The sequence below is a fragment of the Pseudomonas sp. 2FE genome (assembly GCF_005503735.1).
In the GTDB taxonomy this organism is placed as follows: domain Bacteria; phylum Pseudomonadota; class Gammaproteobacteria; order Pseudomonadales; family Pseudomonadaceae; genus Aquipseudomonas.
In genome coordinates this window covers 38,831-57,949 of record NZ_SCMO01000004.1, presented here as the reverse complement: position 1 = coordinate 57,949, position 19,119 = coordinate 38,831, and the positions used below count along the sequence as shown (strand labels likewise).

General features: G+C 61.0%; 19 protein-coding genes and 2 tRNA genes. 14 read left to right on the top strand and 7 right to left on the bottom strand.

Features of this window, described 5'->3' with window-relative positions:
- Positions 1-65 precede the first annotated feature (65 nt).
- From queE to nadA, 4 genes are all read left to right on the top strand, one after another.
- Positions 66-713 carry a 7-carboxy-7-deazaguanine synthase QueE gene (gene queE / locus FFS12_RS09385; protein ID WP_137820243.1) on the top strand — a complete coding sequence of 216 codons (648 nt, stop codon included), beginning with the start codon at positions 66-68 and terminating at the stop codon, positions 711-713.
- A gap of 3 nt (positions 714-716) precedes the next feature.
- Positions 717-1,391 carry a 7-cyano-7-deazaguanine synthase QueC gene (gene queC / locus FFS12_RS09380; RefSeq protein ID WP_137886594.1) on the top strand — a complete coding sequence of 225 codons (675 nt, stop codon included), beginning with the start codon at positions 717-719 and terminating at the stop codon, positions 1,389-1,391.
- A 56-nt stretch (positions 1,392-1,447) separates the two neighbouring features.
- Positions 1,448-1,523: transfer RNA gene (locus tag FFS12_RS09375), tRNA-Lys, on the top strand.
- 111 nt (positions 1,524-1,634) lie between these two features.
- On the top strand, positions 1,635-2,693 hold the full coding sequence (gene nadA, locus FFS12_RS09370) for a quinolinate synthase NadA (protein WP_137886593.1): 1,059 nt from the start codon (positions 1,635-1,637) through the stop codon (positions 2,691-2,693).
- Positions 2,694-2,744: 51 nt separating this feature from the next.
- On the opposite strand, the gene FFS12_RS09365 is transcribed toward nadA, so the two are convergent.
- Positions 2,745-4,178 carry a M48 family metalloprotease gene (locus FFS12_RS09365; protein WP_137886592.1) on the bottom strand — a complete coding sequence of 478 codons (1,434 nt, stop codon included), beginning with the start codon at positions 4,176-4,178 and terminating at the stop codon, positions 2,745-2,747.
- Positions 4,179-4,603: 425 nt separating this feature from the next.
- Here FFS12_RS09365 and FFS12_RS09360 point away from each other — a divergent pair, with 425 nt between their 5' ends.
- Both FFS12_RS09360 and FFS12_RS09355 read left to right on the top strand, forming a co-directional pair.
- A complete protein-coding gene (locus FFS12_RS09360; protein WP_137820247.1) occupies positions 4,604-4,855 on the top strand; it encodes a sulfurtransferase TusA family protein in 252 nt (83 codons plus the stop codon).
- A gap of 48 nt (positions 4,856-4,903) precedes the next feature.
- Positions 4,904-5,974, top strand: a complete 1,071-nt coding sequence (locus tag FFS12_RS09355; protein WP_137886591.1) for an AI-2E family transporter — start codon at positions 4,904-4,906, stop codon at positions 5,972-5,974.
- Positions 5,975-6,027: 53 nt separating this feature from the next.
- Here the strand turns inward: FFS12_RS09355 and FFS12_RS09350 are convergent, their stop codons facing one another.
- Together FFS12_RS09350 and FFS12_RS09345 are read right to left on the bottom strand one after the other, a co-directional pair.
- On the bottom strand, positions 6,028-6,501 hold the full coding sequence (locus tag FFS12_RS09350) for a peroxiredoxin (RefSeq protein WP_137886590.1): 474 nt from the start codon (positions 6,499-6,501) through the stop codon (positions 6,028-6,030).
- Between the two features lie 12 nt (positions 6,502-6,513).
- Positions 6,514-7,074 carry a glycine cleavage system protein R gene (locus tag FFS12_RS09345; protein ID WP_137886589.1) on the bottom strand — a complete coding sequence of 187 codons (561 nt, stop codon included), beginning with the start codon at positions 7,072-7,074 and terminating at the stop codon, positions 6,514-6,516.
- Positions 7,075-7,241: 167 nt separating this feature from the next.
- On the opposite strand from FFS12_RS09345, the gene dapA reads away from it, so the two are divergent.
- The 4 genes from dapA (at position 7,242) to FFS12_RS09325 (ending at position 10,566) form a co-directional block, all read left to right on the top strand.
- Positions 7,242-8,120 carry a 4-hydroxy-tetrahydrodipicolinate synthase gene (gene dapA, locus FFS12_RS09340; protein ID WP_137886588.1) on the top strand — a complete coding sequence of 293 codons (879 nt, stop codon included), beginning with the start codon at positions 7,242-7,244 and terminating at the stop codon, positions 8,118-8,120.
- A 17-nt stretch (positions 8,121-8,137) separates the two neighbouring features.
- Positions 8,138-9,256, top strand: a complete 1,119-nt coding sequence (gene bamC, locus FFS12_RS09335) for an outer membrane protein assembly factor BamC (RefSeq protein ID WP_137820252.1) — start codon at positions 8,138-8,140, stop codon at positions 9,254-9,256.
- A gap of 179 nt (positions 9,257-9,435) precedes the next feature.
- Positions 9,436-10,305, top strand: coding sequence for a phosphoribosylaminoimidazolesuccinocarboxamide synthase (locus FFS12_RS09330; protein ID WP_137886587.1), 870 nt, complete (start codon positions 9,436-9,438; stop codon positions 10,303-10,305).
- A 171-nt stretch (positions 10,306-10,476) separates the two neighbouring features.
- A tRNA-Ser gene (locus tag FFS12_RS09325) sits at positions 10,477-10,566 on the top strand.
- Positions 10,567-10,942: 376 nt separating this feature from the next.
- Here the strand turns inward: FFS12_RS09325 and FFS12_RS09320 are convergent.
- Together FFS12_RS09320 and FFS12_RS09315 are read right to left on the bottom strand one after the other, a co-directional pair.
- Positions 10,943-11,266 carry a low molecular weight protein tyrosine phosphatase family protein gene (locus tag FFS12_RS09320; RefSeq protein WP_137820254.1) on the bottom strand — a complete coding sequence of 108 codons (324 nt, stop codon included), beginning with the start codon at positions 11,264-11,266 and terminating at the stop codon, positions 10,943-10,945.
- Positions 11,267-11,375: 109 nt separating this feature from the next.
- The gene (locus FFS12_RS09315; RefSeq protein ID WP_137886586.1) at positions 11,376-13,439 is read right to left on the bottom strand and encodes a S9 family peptidase; all 2,064 of its coding nucleotides are present in this window, start codon (positions 13,437-13,439) and stop codon (positions 11,376-11,378) included.
- Between the two features lie 99 nt (positions 13,440-13,538).
- Here FFS12_RS09315 and FFS12_RS09310 point away from each other — a divergent pair, with 99 nt between their 5' ends.
- From FFS12_RS09310 to FFS12_RS09300, 3 genes are read left to right on the top strand one after another with little or no spacing between them, the layout of a single operon-like run.
- Positions 13,539-14,015, top strand: a complete 477-nt coding sequence (locus FFS12_RS09310) for an MFS transporter (RefSeq protein WP_137886585.1) — start codon at positions 13,539-13,541, stop codon at positions 14,013-14,015.
- A gap of 57 nt (positions 14,016-14,072) precedes the next feature.
- The gene (locus tag FFS12_RS09305; protein WP_137886584.1) at positions 14,073-14,519 is read left to right on the top strand and encodes an HIT family protein; all 447 of its coding nucleotides are present in this window, start codon (positions 14,073-14,075) and stop codon (positions 14,517-14,519) included.
- 3 nt (positions 14,520-14,522) lie between these two features.
- Positions 14,523-15,296, top strand: a complete 774-nt coding sequence (locus tag FFS12_RS09300; protein WP_137886583.1) for a class II glutamine amidotransferase — start codon at positions 14,523-14,525, stop codon at positions 15,294-15,296.
- 202 nt (positions 15,297-15,498) lie between these two features.
- On the opposite strand, the gene FFS12_RS09295 is transcribed toward FFS12_RS09300, so the two are convergent.
- Entirely contained in the window at positions 15,499-16,677 is a 1,179-nt protein-coding gene (locus tag FFS12_RS09295; RefSeq protein ID WP_137886582.1) for a VWA domain-containing protein, read from the bottom strand.
- A 170-nt stretch (positions 16,678-16,847) separates the two neighbouring features.
- Positions 16,848-17,693: a MoxR family ATPase gene (locus FFS12_RS09290; protein WP_137886581.1), complete on the bottom strand. Its 846-nt coding sequence runs from the start codon at positions 17,691-17,693 to the stop codon at positions 16,848-16,850.
- A gap of 244 nt (positions 17,694-17,937) precedes the next feature.
- On the opposite strand from FFS12_RS09290, the gene cysK reads away from it, so the two are divergent.
- Positions 17,938-18,912, top strand: coding sequence for a cysteine synthase A (gene cysK, locus FFS12_RS09285; protein WP_137886580.1), 975 nt, complete (start codon positions 17,938-17,940; stop codon positions 18,910-18,912).
- The last annotated feature ends 207 nt before the right edge of the window (positions 18,913-19,119 follow it).

Genomic DNA, 19,119 nt, shown 5'->3' with positions numbered 1-19,119 from the left:
ATCTTCGCCCCCAATTCCCGCAACGGAGGCGGATGGCCTGTTTCGCCGTCACGCCCGTGGCTGATATGCAAAAAAACCTGCGCATTACCGAGATTTTCTACTCGTTGCAGGGCGAGACGCGCACCGCCGGCTTGCCGACGGTGTTCGTCCGCCTGACCGGCTGCCCCCTGCGTTGTCAGTACTGCGATACCGCCTATGCCTTCAGTGGCGGTGAGCTGATGAGCCTTGAGGCGATCCTCGAGCGCATCGCCGGCTTCCGGCCGCGTTATATCTGTGTGACCGGCGGTGAGCCGCTGGCGCAACCCAACTGCATCCCATTACTCGAGCGTCTGTGTGACGCCGGCTATGAGGTCTCGCTGGAGACCAGTGGTGCGCTGGATGTCTCAGCGGTCGATCCGCGGGTGAGCAAGGTGGTCGACTTGAAGACTCCAGGTTCGGCTGAGGTCGCTCGCAATCGCTACGAGAATATCGAGTTTCTGACGGCCAACGATCAGGTGAAATTCGTCATCTGCTCCCGTGAGGACTACGACTGGGCGGTCTCTAAGCTGATTCAGTATCGCCTGCAGGATCGCGCCGGTGAGGTGTTGTTTTCGCCCAGTCATCATGAGTTGGATGCGCGTGCGCTGGCCGATTGGATAGTCGCCGACAATCTGCCGGTGCGCCTGCAAATGCAGCTACACAAAATTCTTTGGAATGACGAGCCGGGGCACTGAGATATGACAGATAAGAAGGCGGTAATTCTGCTCTCCGGTGGCCTCGATTCTGCCACTGTGGTGGCTCTGGCCCGGGCTGAGGGCTATGCCTGCTACAGCATGAGCTTCGACTATGGCCAGCGCCATCGTTCCGAGTTGCAGGCTGCCGAGCGTGTGGCGCACCAGTTGGGTGTGATCGAGCACAAGGTCATTGGTCTGAACCTCAACGGGATTGGCGGTTCGGCGTTGACCGACGCTTCGATTGCCGTACCGGAAAGCCCGGTCGAAGGCATCCCGGTGACCTACGTACCGGCACGCAATACGGTGTTCCTCTCGTTGGCGCTGGGCTGGGCCGAGGTGTTGGGTGCGCGGGATATCTTTATCGGCGTCAATGCGGTGGATTATTCCGGTTACCCGGATTGCCGCCCTGAGTTCGTTGAGGCCTTCGAGCGCATGGCTAATCTGGCGACCAAGGCCGGAGTGGAAGGGCGGGGATTCCGCATCCGTGCGCCGTTGCAGTACATGAGCAAGGCCGAGATAGTGCAGGCCGGTCTGCGGCAGGGGGTCGACTACGCCCTGACCGTTTCCTGCTATCAGGCCGATGACGATGGTCGGGCGTGTGGCAAGTGCGACAGCTGCCGTCTGCGGGCTGCTGGCTTTGCCGCGGCGGGCGTACCGGACCCGACTCGATATTTCTAATTTTTTATCGCATGGTGTTGATTTTGTGAATTAAATCAGTATTATGCACACCCGTTGGGTCGTTAGCTCAGTTGGTAGAGCAGTTGGCTTTTAACCAATTGGTCGCAGGTTCGAATCCCGCACGACCCACCATCCTTTCCTGCTTTACCCCTCCTGCCTGTTATCCGTCTCGCCCGATCTAATCCAATGGATGCGGGTGGTATACTCGACTTACGCGCTCAAGCGCCTGCAGGTCTAGCGAATATGACGCAGATTTCCGAACGCCTTCTGGTTCAAGCTCACCTCGATGCCAAGCAGCCCAAGCCGCTGACGGCTGCTGAAGTGGCTCACTATCGCGACGCCATTGCTGCTGAGCTCAAAGCGCAGAATGCCGTGCTGGTTGCTCATTACTATTGCGATCCGCTGATTCAGGCTTTGGCTGAAGAAACCGGTGGCTGCGTTTCCGACTCCCTGGAAATGGCCCGTTTCGGTAATCAGCACCCGGCGCAAACCGTGCTGGTGGCGGGTGTGAAGTTCATGGGCGAGACCGCCAAGATCCTCAACCCGGAAAAGCGCGTGCTGATGCCGACGCTGGAAGCGACTTGCTCGCTCGATCTGGGTTGTCCGGTCGAAGAGTTCTCGGCCTTTTGCGATCAGCATCCCGAGCGCACCGTGGTGGTTTATGCCAACACCTCGGCGGCGGTCAAGGCGCGGGCCGATTGGGTGGTGACGTCCAGCTGTGCGCTGGAGATAGTCGAGAGCCTGATGGATAACGGTGAAAAGATCATCTGGGCGCCGGACAAGCACCTGGGTCGTTATATCCAGCGCGAAACCGGCGCCGATATGCTGCTCTGGGATGGTGCCTGCATCGTCCATGAAGAGTTCAAGTCCCGGCAGTTGGAAGACATGAAGGCGTTGTACCCGGAGGCGGCGATCCTGGTGCACCCGGAGTCGCCTGAGGCGGTGATCGACCTGGCAGATGCGGTCGGCTCCACCAGCCAACTGATCAAGGCGGCGCAGACGCTGCCGAACAAGACCTTCATCGTCGCCACCGATCGCGGCATCTTCTACAAGATGCAGCAGCTGTGTCCGGACAAGATTTTCATCGAGGCGCCCACCGCCGGCAATGGTGCGACCTGCCGCAGTTGCGCGCATTGCCCGTGGATGGCGATGAACACCCTGGAGCGCACGCTGCAATGCCTGCGCGAGGGCAGCAATGAGGTCTTCGTCGATCCGGCGTTGATTCCGCGGGCGTTGCAACCGCTCAAGCGCATGCTGGATTTCACTCAGGCTGCACGCCTCAGAGTGGCCGGTAACGCTTAAGTTGTTAGGCAGAAAAAAGCCGGGCAACGCCCGGCTTTTTTCTGCTTGGGCTTAACGCATCAGCTGTTTGAGCAGGCGCTGCTGTTCCAGCATTTCTCTCTGGCGGGCATCGATACGTGAGGCCAGGGGGAAATTGTTGATGGCGCGACGCTTGGCGAAGTCGAGTTGTTCGATCGCTTGGTCATAATCGGCGACCAAGGCAAAGTACTCGGCGCGGGCTTGGTGCAGGCCGATGATATCGCCGGACAAGCCACGAGTTTCCGCGACCTGATACCAGACATCCGGATCATTCGGGCGACTCTTCAATAATTCTTCGAGAGCCTTCTGCGCCTCGGCGGCCTGGCTCTGCTTGAGGAGCAGGTCGATGCGGCTCTGCTTCAGCGGATAGTTGTCCGGATAAACCTTGAGTAGCCGTTGGGCGCGCTGTTGCGCATCCGGCAGGCGATTGGCGGTGATGTCCAGGTCGATCTGCGCCAAGTTATAGGTGACGTCGTTGGGCGCTTTCCCCAGTAGCACTTGCAGGCTTGTCCGGGCTTCGTTGAGTTGGCCGCTCTTGATCTGTGCCAGTGCCAGGCCGTAACGGGCGGAGTCCAGTGTGGGGTCGTCTTCGAGCATGGCGCGAAAACGCTTGCCGGCGATGCCGGGGGTTTCCTCGAAGGTCAGTTGCACGCGTGCGCGCATCAGTTGATAGCGCAGCGTGTCTTGGCGCCCGCCTTGGGTGAATTGTTCGGCGCGGTTGCGGGTGTCGGCAATACGCGACTCGCTGACCGGGTGCGTGAGGAGGAACTCAGGCGGGCGCTTGTCGTAGCGATATTGCCGGGCCATGCGTTCGAACATGTTCGGCATGGCGCGCGGGTCGTAGCCGGCGCGTTCCAGATTGACCACGCCGACGCGGTCGGCTTCCTGTTCGTTCTGCCGGGAGAAGCGCAGCTGGCTCTGGATGGCGGCGGCCTGGGCGCTCATGATCGTGGCCATGCCGGCGTCGCCCGCACCGGCCGCGGCGGCGATGATCCCGGCGAGCATGGCGGCCATCATCGGCACCTGCATTTTCTGTTGGGCTTCGATGCCGCGGGCGAAGTGGCGCTGAATCAAGTGGCCAAGTTCGTGGGCGAGTACCGCGGCGTATTCGGCTTCGGTCTGCGCGTGGAGGAACAGGCCGCCGTTGACGCCGATAATTCCACCGGGGGCGGCGAAGGCGTTGATCTGTGGATCCTTGATCAGGATGAACACCAGCCGATGGTCATGCAGGTCGCTGGTTTCCGCCAGGCGATAGACGCTGCTTTCGACGAAATCTTTAAGCTGCGGATCGTTCAGTTGGTTGACTTGCCCGCGCAGCATGCTCAACCAGGCGCGGCCGAGCTGATATTCCTGTTCCGGTGAAACGATCGATGAGCTGGAGTCACCCAGTGACGGCAGGTCGTCGGCGATGGCGGGAGAGGCAAGCAAGCAAGCAAGCGTCAGCAGAGTAGGGCGCAGAAGATTCATGCACGAAGCTCTTGGCGGCAAAGTGGCTACTGTAGCCGCCATGCCGGTCGGCTGGCCAGGGCTGTGCCGCCTTCGGTATCCTAGGCTCTGTTGACGTAAGCGAGCATGCTGCGACGGAGGCCGTCTTGTCGCAGGGCAAGGCAGCGCCCGCTCCCGACGGGCTTGCTGCATTCACCACATCCCTGTGGATCGCGCGAGGAGAGAAGTTTGGTCGCTCCAAATGAACGACGAGTAACGCAGCCCTGCGACAAGACGGCACCGTCCCTGCGGGTTGCGCGTCAAAGCCCGCCATGCGTCGTTACGGGACTTGCCAAGGGAATGACCATTGCCTGCGTCCCGCGCCTAGCCTGGCGGGCTTTGACGCGGCAACGCGGCGCGCTCGCTTACGTCAACAGAGCCTAAGGTACTTCCCTGGAGACTGATTGATGAACGACGCTGGACGGCGGGTTCCCGCCTGCGATGCCGAACTGGACGCCAGTGGCCTGAATTGCCCGCTGCCGTTGCTGAAGGCCAAACTCGAGCTGAATCGCCTGCCGAGTGGCGCCGTGCTCAAGGTGACGGCTACCGATGCCGGTTCGCAGCGTGACTTTCGCGCCTTCGCTAGCTTGGCCGGGCATACCTTGCTGCATGAGGAGAGCGAGGGCGGTGTCTATCGCTATTGGCTGCGCAAGGCTTGACGCGTAGTTCGACCCCGCGCAGTGGTTGGGCGTATCGAAGGAATTCTGATGTTTAAGGTGCTACGCGATTGGGTTCAGCGCTATTTCTCCGATGAGGAGGCGGTAGTGCTGGCGGTGTTGTTGATTCTCGGCTTCACCGCGGTGCTGACGCTCGGCGGCATGCTTGCGCCGGTACTGGCGGGGCTGGTGCTGGCCTTCTTGATGCAGGGACTGGTCCGTGTGCTGGTGCGCTTGCGGTTGCCGCGAGTGGGGGCGGTGTGGCTGGTGTTCGCCTTGTTTATCGGGCTGCTGGGGGTGTTTTTATTGGTGTTGGTGCCGTTGCTGTGGCAGCAACTGATCACGCTGTTCAACGAGTTGCCGGGCATGCTCGGCAAGTGGCAGTCCTTGCTCTTGCTGCTGCCGGAGCGCTATCCGCATCTGGTGTCGGATGAGCAAGTACTGCAAACCATCGAAGTGGTGCGCAGTGAAATCGGCAAGTTTGGCCAGTTGGCGCTGACTTTCTCGTTATCCAGCTTGCCGCTGCTGGTGAATATCATGATTTATCTGGTGCTGGTGCCGATCCTGGTGTTTTTCTTCCTCAAGGATCGCCAGTTGATCGGCCGCTGGTTCCGCGGCTACCTGCCCCGTGAGCGCACGTTGATCACCCGGGTGGCTCAGGAGATGAATCAGCAGATCGCCAATTACATCCGCGGCAAGGTGATTGAGATCCTCATCTGTGGTGGCGTGACCTACGTGGGCTTTATCGCGCTCGGTTTGAACTATGCGGCGCTGCTCGCCCTGTTGGTCGGCCTGTCGGTGGTGGTGCCCTATGTCGGAGCCGTGGTGGTGACGGTGCCGGTGGCCCTGATCGCCTTGTTTCAGTGGGGTTGGGGTGACCAGTTCATCTACTTGATGGTCGTTTATGGGGTGATCCAGGCGCTGGATGGTAACGTTCTGGTACCGCTGCTGTTCGCCGAGGCGGTGAACTTGCATCCAGTGGCGATCATCTGTGCGGTGCTGTTGTTTGGCGGGCTCTGGGGCTTCTGGGGGATCTTCTTTGCGATTCCGCTGGCGACCCTGTTCAAGGCGGTGCTGGATGCCTGGCCGCGGCAAGAGCCTGTGGTGGTGCCGTTGATGTAATAACACAACCCAATAAAAAGGCCGCATTGAGCGGTCTTTTTATTGGGTTGTGTTCAGCCCTTGTGCAAGGCTTGCGCAGCTGTGAGCACTGCATCGACATGGCCGGGGACCTTCACGCCACGCCATTCCTGGCGGAGCACGCCGGCCTTGTCGAGGAGAAAGGTGCTGCGATCGACGCCCAGGTATTCCTTGCCATAAAGTTTCTTCAGCTTGATCACCTCGAACAGCTGGCACAGCGCCTCGTCCTGGTCAGAAATCAGCTCGAAGGGAAACTCCTGTTTGCACTTGAAGTTCTCGTGCGACTTCAGGCTGTCCCTGGAAACCCCGAACACCTGAGTGTCGGCGGCCTGGAACGCGCTGTACTGATCGCGAAAACCTTGGCCTTCGGTGGTGCAGCCCGGGGTGCTGTCCTTCGGGTAGAAGTAAATCACCACCTGCTGGCCCTTGAGAGCGGACAGCTTGAGCTGCTGGCCGCTGGTGGCCTGGGCCTGGAAGTCAGCGACCGGCTGGTCGAGTGCAATGGCCATGAAGGGTTTTCCTCAAGCAGGAGTCTGCGGACGCCAGGGTTCGATCAGGGCATCCAGATTCAAGGCGTCGGCAAAGTCGAGAAACTGGTCGCGCAGCCAGCTGATTTGAGTGCCGGCCGGCAAGGTCACCGTGAGCGTGGCGTTGAGCATGGTGCCGCCGGTTTGCGGGGCCTGGTAGGTGTCGCAGGTGAGGTTTTCCAGCTCGACGTTGTGATCGATAAAGAACTGGCACAGCTCATTGAGAATGTCTGGGCGGTACACCGAGCTGACATAGGCGACGTAGGGCAATGCTTGCGGGCGGTTCTCCGAGGCGGCGCTGCGCACCACGCTGACGGTGAAGGTGTGCTTCTTGGCCAGGGTCGGCAGACTGGCTTCCAGGCGTGCCAGCGCGTCCCAGCTTCCCGATATCTGCAAGACCAGCGCGCTGAACTCGCCATGGCGGCTCAAGCGGGTGCTGATCACGGCGCAGCGGTTCTCATGGCTGGCGCGGCACAGCACATTAGTCAGCTCCATGGGGTTGGTGCCGAGGGCACTGATAACAAGGAATTGTTCGCGGACTATGGGGGTGGACATGCAGCATTCCTAAAGCGATGAGCGGTCGGCAGTCAAACTGTCGATCAAAGCCGGAAGGTTAGCGAAAAGCGTCGCCGAGGGGAATGCTCATAGCACGGTACTTCGCTTGTGCAAGGCAGGTGGCGCCAGTACCATTACGGCTCTCTTTTTCCGGCAGGAGTGGTTGCATGATTGCGGGCAGTATGGTGGCACTGGTCACGCCCATGGATGCGCAGGGTCGTCTGGATTGGGACAGTCTGAGCAAACTGGTGGATTTCCACCTGCAAGAAGGCACCAACGCCATTGTCGCGGTCGGCACCACAGGTGAATCGGCCACGTTAGACGTCAACGAACACATCGAAGTGATCCGTCGAGTGGTGGCTCAGGTCGCCGGGCGCATTCCGGTTATCGCCGGTACTGGTGCCAACTCCACCCGCGAAGCGGTGGAATTGACTGCAAACGCTAAACGCGCTGGTGCCGACGCTTGCCTGTTAGTCACGCCGTACTACAACAAGCCGACTCAGGAAGGTTTGTATCAACACTTCCGGCATGTCGCCGAGGCGGTGGCGATTCCGCAGATCCTCTATAACGTGCCGGGCCGTACGGTCTGCGACATGTTGCCGGAGACCGTTGAGCGTTTGTCGAAAGTCTCGAACATCATCGGCATCAAGGAGGCTACGGGTGATCTGCAGCGCGGCCAAGAAGTGCTGGATCGCGTCAGCAAGGACTTCCTGGTGTATTCCGGCGACGACGCGACTGCCGTCGAGCTGATGCTGATGGGCGGCAAGGGCAATATCTCCGTCACCGCCAACGTCGCCCCGCGCGCCATGAGCGAGCTTTGCGCCGCGGCCATGCGTGGTGATGCCGTCACGGCTCGGGCGATTAACGACCGTTTGATGCCGCTGCACAAGTCGCTGTTTATCGAGTCCAACCCGATTCCGGTGAAATGGGCCCTGCATGAAATGGGTCTGATGCAAGAGGGCATCCGCCTGCCTCTGACCTGGCTCAGTCCGCGTTGTCATGAACCGCTGCGTCAGGCCTTGCGCCAGTCCGGCGTATTGGTTTAATCGAGGAAATACTACGCATGAAGCGACTGGCCGGACTCTCCGCACTTGCCGTGATCATCTCCAGTACCAGCGGTTGCGGCTGGATCTGGGGTGAAGATGGCTATTTCCGCGATCGTGGCAGTGATTATCTGATCGAACGCCAGACTGCACCGATGCAGATTCCAACGGGCGCCGATACCAAGCGCCTCGACCCGCTGCTGCCGGTGCCACGCAATGTGGCTGACTCGACCGCCGAGGGTGAGTTCGACGTACCGCGTCCGCTGGCCTTGCCAGCACAGGCTGACTCGAGCGAGTTCAGCCTGCAAAAAAGTGGCGAGGCGCGTTGGGTGATGGCTCGCCGCGCACCGGCAGAAGTCTGGCCGGTGGCTCGTCAGTTCTTCGAAGATAACGGTTTCCGGATTGCCGAAGAGCGCCCGCAGACGGGCGAATTCAGCACTGACTGGCAGCGTTTCGACGAGCTCTCTGCGTCCATGGCGCGGCGTCTGAGCAGTCGTGTGGCAGGGGTGGATCCAGAGAGTCAGGCCCGTGTGCGGGTACGCATCGAGCCCGGTGTGCAGCGCAATACCAGCGAGATTTTCGTTGTCAGCGCCGAACGGCCGGCCGGCAGCAGCGCCAATGTCGATTTCTCCAGCAAGTCCGCGAACGCCAGCCTGGAAGCTGCGCTGCTCGACGAGATGCTCGCCAGCTTGGCGCGCAGTGCCGAGCAGGGTGGCTCCGTCTCGCTGCTGGCCGCGCGCGACTTCGATGCGCCGAGTCGGGTGAGCCTGTCTGAGGACGGCAACGGCAACCCGATTTTGAACCTTGGCGCCGATTTCGATCGCGCCTGGTCCAGCGTTGGCCGCTCCCTGGAAACGGCTGACGTGCGGGTCGATGACCTCAACCGTACCCTTGGCGTGTACTACATCAATCTCGCCGAAGGCGCCGAAACCAAGGACAAGAAACCTGGTTTCTGGGGCACGTTGTGGGGCAGTGCGCCGAGCAAAGAAGAGATCGACGCGCGTGCCGAGCGTTATCAGGTTCGCCTGACCAAGGTTGGCGACGGCGTGCAGGTAACCGTGGAGAAAGACCTCAATACTGTCGCGCCGGCAGATGTGGCGCGGCGGGTGCTGAGCTTGATCCAGGAACACCTCGGCTAGGTTGCGCCTCGACGTTCCAGGCACTGGGTAGGCAGTCGTTTGCCTACCTGGCCAGCCGTCTGCCAGGGCCGGCGCTGCGCTGGCGTGAGCCAAGGCCCTAAATGCAGTTCTATAAGAAGCCGATAGGCGAAACCCACTCGGTTTCGCCTGTTTCGTTTAATAAAGGCGGAAACCCTGACATGACCACTCCCTCCACCTTGAGCCTGAAGAAAATCTACTCCGGCAAAGTTCGGGACCTGTACGAAATTGACGCCAAGCGCATGCTGATGGTGGCCACCGATCGCCTGTCGGCGTTCGACGTGATCCTCGCCGAGCCGATTCCGGACAAGGGCAAGATCCTCACCGCCATCTCCAACTTCTGGTTCGACAAGCTCGCGGGCGTGGTGCCGAACCACTTCACCGGCGACAAGGTTGAAGACGTGGTGTCTGTTGCCGAATTGCCCTTGGTGGAAGGGCGTGCGGTGGTGGCCAAGCGTTTGCAGCCGATTGCGGTGGAAGCCATCGTGCGCGGCTACATCGCCGGTTCGGGTTGGAAGGAGTACCAAAAGAGCGGCACGGTCTGTGGTATTCAACTGCCGGCCGGGCTGAAAGAAGCCTCCAAGTTGCCGCAGCCGATCTTCACCCCGTCGACCAAGGCGGCAGTGGGCGATCACGATGAGAACATCGCGTTCGAGCAGTGCGAGGCGATCATCGGTAAAGAACTGGCGGCGAAGGTGCGTGACACCGCTATCGCCTTGTACAGCGCGGCGGTCGAATATGCGGCCACCCGCGGGATCATCATCGCTGACACCAAGTTCGAATTCGGCCTGGACGAAGACGGCACGCTGACCCTGATGGACGAAGTGTTGACGCCGGACTCCAGCCGTTTCTGGCCGACCGAGAGTTATGTCGAAGGGCAGAACCCGCCGAGCTTCGATAAGCAGTTCGTGCGCGATTGGCTGGAGTCTACGGGTTGGAACAAAGAGCCGCCGGCCCCTGCTGTGCCGCTTGAAGTGGCGCAGAAAACCGCCGACAAGTACCGCGAAGCCTTGACCAAGCTGACAGCTTGAATCCTGACGAGCGTGAAATGAAAGGAGAAGCTTCGGCTTCTCTTTTTCGTTGTGGCAGCTTGCCGGGATGAGTGGCTGCGACATCGTTCACGCAAGCATCTGATAGCATGCGAAAAATTCTATCGCCGGGGCTTCGCCCAAGGCTTTTGAGCTGTTATCATGCGCGCCGCTGGGGAGATGCCGGAGTGGCCGAACGGGACGGATTCGAAATCCGTTGTGTTAGCGATAGCACCTAGGGTTCGAATCCCTATTTCCCCGCCATATCTAAAAAAGCCCTGTAATTCAATGAGTTACAGGGCTTTTCAGTTCTGGGTTGTACCCGGTGTTTGTACCCAAAATTTATCCCCCCCTTTCTATTGTGAGTTGGGCTGCTACTAGCTTGCGGTCTGCCTGTGTCTGTTTAGCGGCAGGATCAAGGGAAGGCGATACCCAGTCGCTGTACCCGTCTGCTGACTGTCATCGGGGCTGAACTCAGCACCTCGACTTGTCTTGGCACTGTGGTTATTCAGGTACGCGGCTACGCCTGACAATGTGTCGATACCATCGAAGCTAGCCGACTTGATGTGGTTTTTGATGATCTGAGCGTGCAGCGCATTGCGCCGAATGCGGGTTAGGGTCTTGCGGTGAGCCCTCGGCGTTATTTGAGAAAGGGGCTGACCTTGGCCAGCAGCAGTTTGATCAGTTCCGGGTCCATGTAGGCGTAGACATCCGGAATATCCAGGCAGATCACCCGCTTGCCCTTCAGGTGGCGGGCAAAGCGCTGGGTCAGTTTGCGCTTATGGATTTGCTCCATCACGAAGATCAGGTCCGCCCATTCCAGCGCTTCGGGCGTGAGGGGGTTCTCCGCCTCGTTGCTTATCCCGGCCGACAGGGTTTCCAGGCTCGGTTCCATGCTGAACAGCAGCTCCGCAGTGGGGCTGCGCAGGCGATTCTGGCTACAGATAAAGAGTAAGCGCTGCACTCGATTTCTTCTCCTGGTGCCGACTTGGTGAGTAGCCCGGATGGCATGGCGTTGGCTATGCAATCCGAGGAAGCCCCGGATCACGCCTATGGCTGCATTCGAGCTAGGTTCAGGCTAGCCCCAACACCTTCAACAGAAAACCATACTCCAGCGCCACTTCCTTCAAGCCCTGATAGCGCCCACTCATCCCGCCATGCCCGGCACCTAGGTCGGTCTTGAGCAGCAGCAAGTGGTGGTCGGTCTTGTTGGCGCGCAGTTTCGCCACCCATTTGGCGGCTTCCCAGTACTGCACGCGGCTGTCGTTATAGCCGGCGACGGCGAGGATGGCCGGGTAGGGCTGGGCGCTGACGTTTTCGTAGGGGGCGTAGCTTTTGAGCCGTTCGTACACCTCGGGTTCGTGCGGGTCGCCCCATTCGTCGTATTCGGTGATGGTCAGCGGCAGGTCGGGGTTCTGCATGGTGTTGAGCACGTCGACGAAGGGCACTTCGGCAATCGCCGCGGCGAACAGCTCCGGGCGTTGGTTGAGCACCGCGCCGATCAGCAGGCCGCCGGCGCTGCCGCCGCTGATGGCCAGTTGTTGCGGGCTGGTATAACCCGCGGCGATCAGGTGTTCGGCGCAGGCGATGAAGTCGCCGAAGCTGTTGGCTTTGTGTTCCAGCTTGCCGGCGCGATACCAGGCTTCGCCCAGTTCACCGCCGCCGCGTACGTGGGCGATGGCGAAGACGAAACCGCGCTCCAGCAGGCTCAGGCGGGCGTGGGAGAACCAGGGATCGAGGCTTTCGCCGTAAGCGCCATAGCCGTACAGATACAGCGGCGCGGGCTGGCCGAGGACTTCGCGCTTGGCCACCAGGCTGATGGGCACCTGGCTGCCGTCTGCCGCAGTGGCCCAGAGGCGTTGGCTGACATAAGCGTCGGCGTCGAACGGGCCTTCCACCGGGGTTTCTTTCAAGACTTTTTGTTCGCCGCTGCTCAGGTGCAGTTGGCGTACTTGCGCGGGACGGTTCAGCGCCTCGTAGCGCAGGCGGATGACCGGGCTGTCGAACTCCAGGCTGTCTTGCACATGCAGGCTGTAGGCGGCGTCCGGCAGTTGCACGCGCGCCGGCGCTTGGCCGTGGGCGTGAACTTCGATGATCGGCAGGCCGCCTTCGCGCAGGCTGAGGACGATGGCGTTGGCGTTCAGGTTGACGGCCTCCAGCATCACTGCAGCGTCATGGGGGATCAGGTTTTGCCAGTCGGCGCGGCTCGGTGTGCTGGCGCTGGGGGCCTGGTACAGGGCGAAGTTGATGCCGGCCTGGTTGCTGCGGATCAGCCAGGCCCAGTCGCCATCGGGCTTGCCGTGGTCGACCTGGCCGTGGTCAACCTTGCCGTGATCAACGTAGTACTCGTGGCCTTCCTCACGGGGGGCCAGGCAGGTGAAGTCGCCGTGCGGCGTGTCGGCGTCGAGCACCCAGGCTTCGCTGGTGGTTTTGCTGCCCAGCAGCAGCACCAGTTGACGCTCGGAGCTGGCGCGGTAGCAATTGAGGAAGAAACGCCCGTCCGGTTCGTCGAACACCAGCTCGGCGCCCGCGTTGCCCAAGGTGTGGCGGTAGAGCTTGTGCGGGCGGTGGGTGTCATCCAGCTCGCCGAAGAACAGCGTCTGGTTGTCGTTGGCCCAGGTCAGGCTGCCGTCGCAGTCCTCGAAAGGCAGCGCGCTGATCTGGCCGCTGGCCAGCTCCTTGACGTACAGCTGATAGATCTCGTCGCCGCTGGTATCCAGGCTGTAGGCCAGGCGCGCGTGATCCTGGCTGATAGTGAAGGCGCCGAGGGAGAGAAAGCCGCCGGCGGCCAGGGCATTGGGATCGAGCAGCAACTCTTCACGGCTTTCGTCCACGCTCAGTGAGTCGTCCGCCGGGCGTGGGCAGCGGTAATGCCGTGGGTATTCATCACCGGCAGTGGTGCGGGTGTAATACAGATAGGGCCCCCAGGGCGAGGGCAGCGAGAGATCGGTCTCGCGGATGCGGCCTTTGATCTCCTGAAACAACGCCTCGCGCAGTGCGCTCTGATCCGCCAGTTCCGCTTCGAGATAGGCATTTTCCGCCTTGAGGTGCTCGAGTACTTCCGCGGCGTCGCGGTTTTCCAGCCAGCGGTAGGGGTCGTTGCCGTTCTCTATTCGGGCGATGGGGGCTTGCGACATGTTGCAACTCCAGAGCGGATGCGGCCGATAGCGAGCGCGCCGGGCCGGCGAAAAGCCGTTATCATAAGCGCCCCTTTGTCAGGCCCGCCACGAACACTCATGACCGAGAACGACTATCTGCTCGCCTGGGCCGCATACGGAATCGCAGCGCTTGGCTGCCTGCTGGTGTGGTTCCGCCTGACCAGCTGGATGTGGCGCTACCTGCGTGAGCCGCTGCGGCTGCTGGTTGCGGTGTTGTTGCTGAGCCCGACCATCATCGATCCGACCAAGGAGCTGTTCGCTCCAGCCATCGCCATCACGGCCCTGGACTTGCTGTTCAAGGTGGGCAACAACGCCTGGCGGGCGGTGGCGGATCTGGCGATGTATGGCTTACTCGCTTTTGCGCTCTACCTGTTGTTTGTTGCTCTGCGTTGGCCGCTCGAGCGCTGGTGGCAGGCGCGTAATACCCAGGCAGCGCCGGCCGTCGAGGATGAGCCGAGCCTGCGCGAGGTGCTGGCGCGCGACCCCGCAGCGCAGGTGGAGACCCGTTTAGACCAGAGTGGCGCCCGCCGTTTTCGCATCGAGCCGCGGCTGTAACCTTGCACCTACCCGCCGAGCCGTTCAGCATGGGCCACCTGCGATTAAGGAAAGCCCATGGACTGTGTGTTCTGCGCCATCGCGGCCGGCCAGCTGCCGGCCCATCGGCTGTTTGAGGACGAGCACTTTCTCGTCATCCTCGACATCTACCCCTTGCGCCCGGCCCATGTGCTGATCGTCAGCCGCGAGCACGCACCTTATTTGAGCGATCTGTCTGCTGCCGCCCGCGCGCATCTGCTGACCTTGGCTGAGCGAATGACCCGGGCGTTGCGCGGTTCGGGCTACGGCAGTGAGGGGATTAATCTCCTGCTCAATGACGGCCCGGCGGCCAACCAGCATGTGCCGCACCTGCATGTGCATCTGATTCCGCGCCGTTCGGGCGATCTGCTCGGCGGCGCCTGGCGCGTGCTGACCCGTTTTCTGCCGGTGGGCCGCCAGGCACTGCAGGCCCGCCTGGATGCGGAAGCGGGATTATTGCGTAACGCCTTGAAGCGAGAATCCTGAGCCATGTGTGAATTGCTGGGCATGAGCGCCAATGTGCCGACCGATATCGTCTTCAGCTTCACCGGGCTGATGCAGCGTGGCGGCGGTACCGGCCCGCACCGCGATGGCTGGGGCATCGCCTTCTACGAAGGCCGCGGCTTGCGGCTGTTCCAGGACCCGGCGGCGAGCGTGGACTCGGAAGTGGCCAAGCTGGTGCAGCGCTACCCGATCAAGAGCGAGGTGGTGATCGGCCATATCCGCCAGGCCAACGTCGGCAAGGTCTGCTTGGCCAATACCCATCCGTTCGTTCGCGAGTTGTGGGGGCGCAACTGGTGCTTCGCCCATAACGGCCAGTTGGCGGACTTTCAGCCGACCCCGGGCTTCTACCGGCCGGTCGGTGATACCGATAGTGAGGCGGCCTTTTGCGATCTGCTCAACCAGGTGCGCACGGCCTTCCCCGAGCCGGTCGCGGTGGAAGAACTGTTGCCCGCGTTGGTCCGTGCCTGTGCCATCTACCGTACTCAAGGGGTGTTCAACTGCCTGCTGAGCGATGGCGATTGGTTGTTCGCCTTCTGTTCGAGCAAGTTGGCGCAGATTACCCGCCGTGCTCCTTTTGGCCCGGCGCGCTTGAAAGATGTCGATGTGATAGTGGATTTTCAGGCGGAAACCACGCCAAACGATGTGGTGACGCTGCTGGCCACCGAGCCCTTGACCGAAAACGAGCGCTGGACCCTGTACCAGCCGGGCGAATGGAGCCTGTGGCGGCGCGGCGAATGCGTGGCCCAGGGGCGCAGCTGAGGAGGGGGGATGTTTAACTGTGTAGGACGTAGGCTGGGTTTCATGAGGTGCATCCATGCACCTCACCCTACGGGCAGCTAAAGCTGTGCAAAACGGCTTTCCTGCCGTTTTGTCACTGCGTTCTACCCAGCCTACGGCAGGCCCATCCAGGGTTACAGGCATATCCAGGGTTAAACGAAACGGGCCCCAGCGGGCCCGTTGTTCATTTGGACAAAAACTTCATCCCGTCTTCCAGCCCGCGCAGGCTCAGTGGGTACATCTGATCCTCCAATAGATCGCGGACGATGTTGGTCGAGGCGGTGTAGTTCCAGGTGTCCTTGGGGTAGGGGTTGATCCAGATGAGCTTCTTGTACTTCTCCCGGAAACGCTGCATCCAGACGTAACCCGGCTCCTCGTTCCAATGCTCGACGCTGCCGCCGGCCTGGGTGATTTCATAAGGCGCCATGGCTGCATCGCCGACGAACACCACTTTGTAATCGGCGCCGTACTTGTGCAGCAGATCCTGGGTGGAGAAGCGCTCGGAGGTGCGCCGCAGGTTGTTCTTCCACACCGACTCGTAGACGAAGTTGTGGAAGTAGAAGTACTCCAAGTGTTTGAACTCGGTCTTGCAGGCCGAGAACAGCTCCTCGCAGACCTTGACGTGGGCATCCATCGAGCCGCCGATGTCGAACAGAATCAGCAGCTTCACATTGTTGCGGCGTTCCGGGCGCATCTGGATGTTCAGCAGGCCGCCATCGCGGGCGGTGAAGTCGATGGTGCCATCCAGATCCAGCTCGTCCTGCGCACCCTGGCGGGCGAACTTGCGCAGGCGGCGCAGGGCGACCTTGATGTTGCGCGTGCCGAGTTCGACCTGATCGTCGAGGTTCTTGTACTCGCGCTGATCCCAGACCTTGACCGCCCGGCCCTGGCGCTTGCCGGCGTCGCCGACGCGGATGCCTTCCGGGTTGAAACCGCCGGAGCCGAACGGGCTGGTGCCGCCGGTGCCGATCCACTTGCTGCCGCCTTCGTGGCGTTCCTTTTGCTCTTCGAGGCGCTTCTTGAACTCCTCGATCAGCTTGTCCAGGCCGCCGAGGGACTGGATGTTCGCCCGTTCCTCATCGGTCAGCAGGCGCTCGAACTCCTTGCGCAGCCATTCATCGGGGATCAGTGCCTCGATGTGCTGATTGAGGTTTTCCAGGCCCTTGAAGTAGGCGCCGAAGGCCCGGTCGAACTTGTCGAAATGCCGCTCGTCCTTGACCAGGATGGTGCGGGCGAGGAAGTAGAACTCGTCCATATCGGCGAACACGATGTTGTGTTTCAGCGCGTTGATCAGGTCGAGCAGCTCGCGCACCGAGACCGGCACCTTGGCCGCGCGCATTTCGTTGAACAGGTTGAGCAGCATGGCGATGCTCCAATGGATATTCCGTAGGGTGGATTAGCGCAGCGTAATCCACCAATGCCGCCGCAGGCGGCACCTGGCGGTGCCGGTGGTGGATTACGCCGCGCTGCGGCTAATCCACCCTACGGGTCTTGCGAATGACATTTCCTCTCCGAAGGGGAGAGGGGAGAAAATCAGCGGCTGGCGCGGCGGCTCATAAAGGCCAGGCGCTCGAGCAGTTGCACGTCCTGCTCATTCTTCACCAGGGCGCCAGCCAGCGGCGGGATGGCCTTGGTCGGATCGCGTTCGCGCAATACCGCTTCGCCGATGTTGTCGGCCATCAGCAGTTTCAGCCAATCGACCAGTTCGGAGGTGGAGGGCTTCTTCTTCAGGCCAGGCACCTTGCGCACATCGAAGAACACGTCGAGGGCTTCGCTGACCAGATCCTTCTTGATGTCCGGGTAATGCACATCGACGATCTTCTGCAGCGTGGTACGGTCCGGGAAGGCGATGTAGTGGAAGAAGCAGCGGCGCAGGAAGGCGTCCGGCAGCTCTTTTTCGTTGTTCGAGGTGATGATGATGATCGGGCGTTTCTTCGCCTTGATCGTCTCGTTGGTCTCGTAAACGTAGAACTCCATCTTGTCGAGTTCTTGCAGCAGGTCGTTGGGGAACTCGATGTCGGCCTTGTCGATCTCGTCGATCAGCAGAATCACCCGCTCATCGCTCTCGAAGGCCTCCCAGAGCTTGCCCTTCTTGATGTAGTTGCGAACGTCGTGAACCTTGTCGGAATCCAGCTGCGAGTCGCGCAGGCGGCTGACCGCGTCGTACTCGTAAAGGCCTTGGTGGGCCTTGGTGGTGGATTTGATGTGCCAGGTGATCAGCCGGGCGCCGAAGGATTCCGCCAACTGCTCGGCGAGCATGGTCTTGCCGGTACCGGGCTCGCCCTTGACCAGCAGCGGGCGCTCCAGGGTGATGGAGGCGTTGACTGCAAGCTTGAGATCGTCGGTGGCGACGTAAGACTGGGTGCCTTCGAACTTCATCGGAAAATCCTCGAACGGTAACGCCTGGGTAGAAAACCCGGCGGTTCAGTATTTGAAAAAAGCCGACTATAACGCGCGGGAGACGCGACTGTGAACGCAGACGGGCCATTCAGTCACTGAATGGCGAGTCAGCCCGCGGCTGTCACCGTGTCGTGTACTCATTGGCGGCGAGCGAACTGGACGCCCCCCCGGCGTAGTTTTAGGCTTGAAGTTTTTCCGGCAGCCCACGCAGAAGGACACCGCCATGAGCCGTATCTACGCAGACAACGCCCAGTCCATTGGCAATACGCCCTTGGTGTTTATCAACCGTCTAGGCCCCAAGGGTGTGACTATCCTGGCCAAGATCGAGGGGCGTAACCCGGCCTATTCGGTTAAATGCCGGATTGGCGCCAGCATGGTCTGGGACGCCGAGGAGCGTGGTGCGCTCAAGCCAGGCATGACTATTGTCGAGCCAACCTCCGGAAATACCGGCATTGGCTTGGCTTTCGTCGCTGCCGCCCGTGGTTATCAGCTGCTGCTGACCATGCCGGCGTCCATGAGCTTGGAGCGGCGTAAGGTGTTGAAAGCCCTAGGCGCCGAGCTGGTACTGACCGATCCCGCCAAGGGTATGAAGGGTGCCATCGACAAGGCCACGGAAATCGCCGCTGCGGACCCGAGCCAATACTTCCTGCCGCAGCAGTTCGACAACCCGGCCAACCCGGCGATCCACGAGAAGACCACCGGCCCGGAAATCTGGCGCGACACCGACGGCGCCGTTGATGTGCTGGTCTCCGGTGTCGGCACCGGTGGCACCCTTACCGGCGTGTCGCGCTATATCAAGAAAACCTGTGGCAAACCGATTCTTTCGGTGGCGGTGGAGCCGATCGGCTCTCCGGTCATCACCCAGGCGCTGGCGGGTGAAGAGATCAAGCCGAGCCCGCACAAGATCCAGGGCATTGGTGCCGGTTTCGTGCCGAAGAACCTCGATCTGTCGATGGTCGACCGGGTCGAACTGGTCGGCGACGAGGAGGCCAAGGCCATGGCGCTACGGCTGATGCGCGAGGAAGGCATCCTCTGTGGCATCTCCTGCGGCGCGGCGATGGCGGCAGCGGTGCGCCTGGCCGAGCGTCCGGAAATGCAGAGCAAGACCATAGTGGTGATCCTGCCCGACTCCGGCGAGCGCTACCTCTCCAGCATGCTGTTCAGCGATATGTTTAGCGAGCAGGAGTTGGTGCAGTAAGAACCTGTTCAATATCTGCTGCGCTTGGCCATGCTGCGTTGAAAACAGGCTCGGACTGCTCATTTACAACTCGTAAACTCCGCGTCCTCGCCTGTTTTCGCCTTGCCTGACCTGCGCTCGCGACGATCTTGAACAGGTTCTTAGGCCGGTTGCTTTGCTCGAGGCCGCCGGCTGGCGGCCTTTTGCTGTGCGGGGTTTGAGGAGCCG

Bases quoted from the DNA above. Each gene is read 5' to 3' on its own strand.
- queC (WP_137886594.1), top strand. From the start codon at position 717: ATGACAGATAAGAAGGCGGTAATTCTGCTCTCCGGTGGCCTCGATTCT.
- FFS12_RS09360 (WP_137820247.1), top strand. From the start codon at position 4,604: ATGAACGACGCTGGACGGCGGGTTCCCGCCTGCGATGCCGAACTGGAC.
- cysK (WP_137886580.1), top strand. From the start codon at position 17,938: ATGAGCCGTATCTACGCAGACAACGCCCAGTCCATTGGCAATACGCCC.
- FFS12_RS09290 (WP_137886581.1), bottom strand. From the start codon at position 17,693: ATGAAGTTCGAAGGCACCCAGTCTTACGTCGCCACCGACGATCTCAAG.
- FFS12_RS09345 (WP_137886589.1), bottom strand. From the start codon at position 7,074: ATGTCCACCCCCATAGTCCGCGAACAATTCCTTGTTATCAGTGCCCTC.
- FFS12_RS09315 (WP_137886586.1), bottom strand. From the start codon at position 13,439: ATGTCGCAAGCCCCCATCGCCCGAATAGAGAACGGCAACGACCCCTAC.
- FFS12_RS09365 (WP_137886592.1), bottom strand. From the start codon at position 4,178: ATGAATCTTCTGCGCCCTACTCTGCTGACGCTTGCTTGCTTGCTTGCC.
- FFS12_RS09355 (WP_137886591.1), top strand. From the start codon at position 4,904: ATGTTTAAGGTGCTACGCGATTGGGTTCAGCGCTATTTCTCCGATGAG.
- FFS12_RS09300 (WP_137886583.1), top strand. From the start codon at position 14,523: ATGTGTGAATTGCTGGGCATGAGCGCCAATGTGCCGACCGATATCGTC.
- FFS12_RS09305 (WP_137886584.1), top strand. From the start codon at position 14,073: ATGGACTGTGTGTTCTGCGCCATCGCGGCCGGCCAGCTGCCGGCCCAT.
- nadA (WP_137886593.1), top strand. From the start codon at position 1,635: ATGACGCAGATTTCCGAACGCCTTCTGGTTCAAGCTCACCTCGATGCC.
- dapA (WP_137886588.1), top strand. From the start codon at position 7,242: ATGATTGCGGGCAGTATGGTGGCACTGGTCACGCCCATGGATGCGCAG.
- FFS12_RS09330 (WP_137886587.1), top strand. From the start codon at position 9,436: ATGACCACTCCCTCCACCTTGAGCCTGAAGAAAATCTACTCCGGCAAA.
- bamC (WP_137820252.1), top strand. From the start codon at position 8,138: ATGAAGCGACTGGCCGGACTCTCCGCACTTGCCGTGATCATCTCCAGT.
- queE (WP_137820243.1), top strand. From the start codon at position 66: ATGCAAAAAAACCTGCGCATTACCGAGATTTTCTACTCGTTGCAGGGC.
- FFS12_RS09350 (WP_137886590.1), bottom strand. From the start codon at position 6,501: ATGGCCATTGCACTCGACCAGCCGGTCGCTGACTTCCAGGCCCAGGCC.
- FFS12_RS09310 (WP_137886585.1), top strand. From the start codon at position 13,539: ATGACCGAGAACGACTATCTGCTCGCCTGGGCCGCATACGGAATCGCA.
- FFS12_RS09295 (WP_137886582.1), bottom strand. From the start codon at position 16,677: ATGCTGCTCAACCTGTTCAACGAAATGCGCGCGGCCAAGGTGCCGGTC.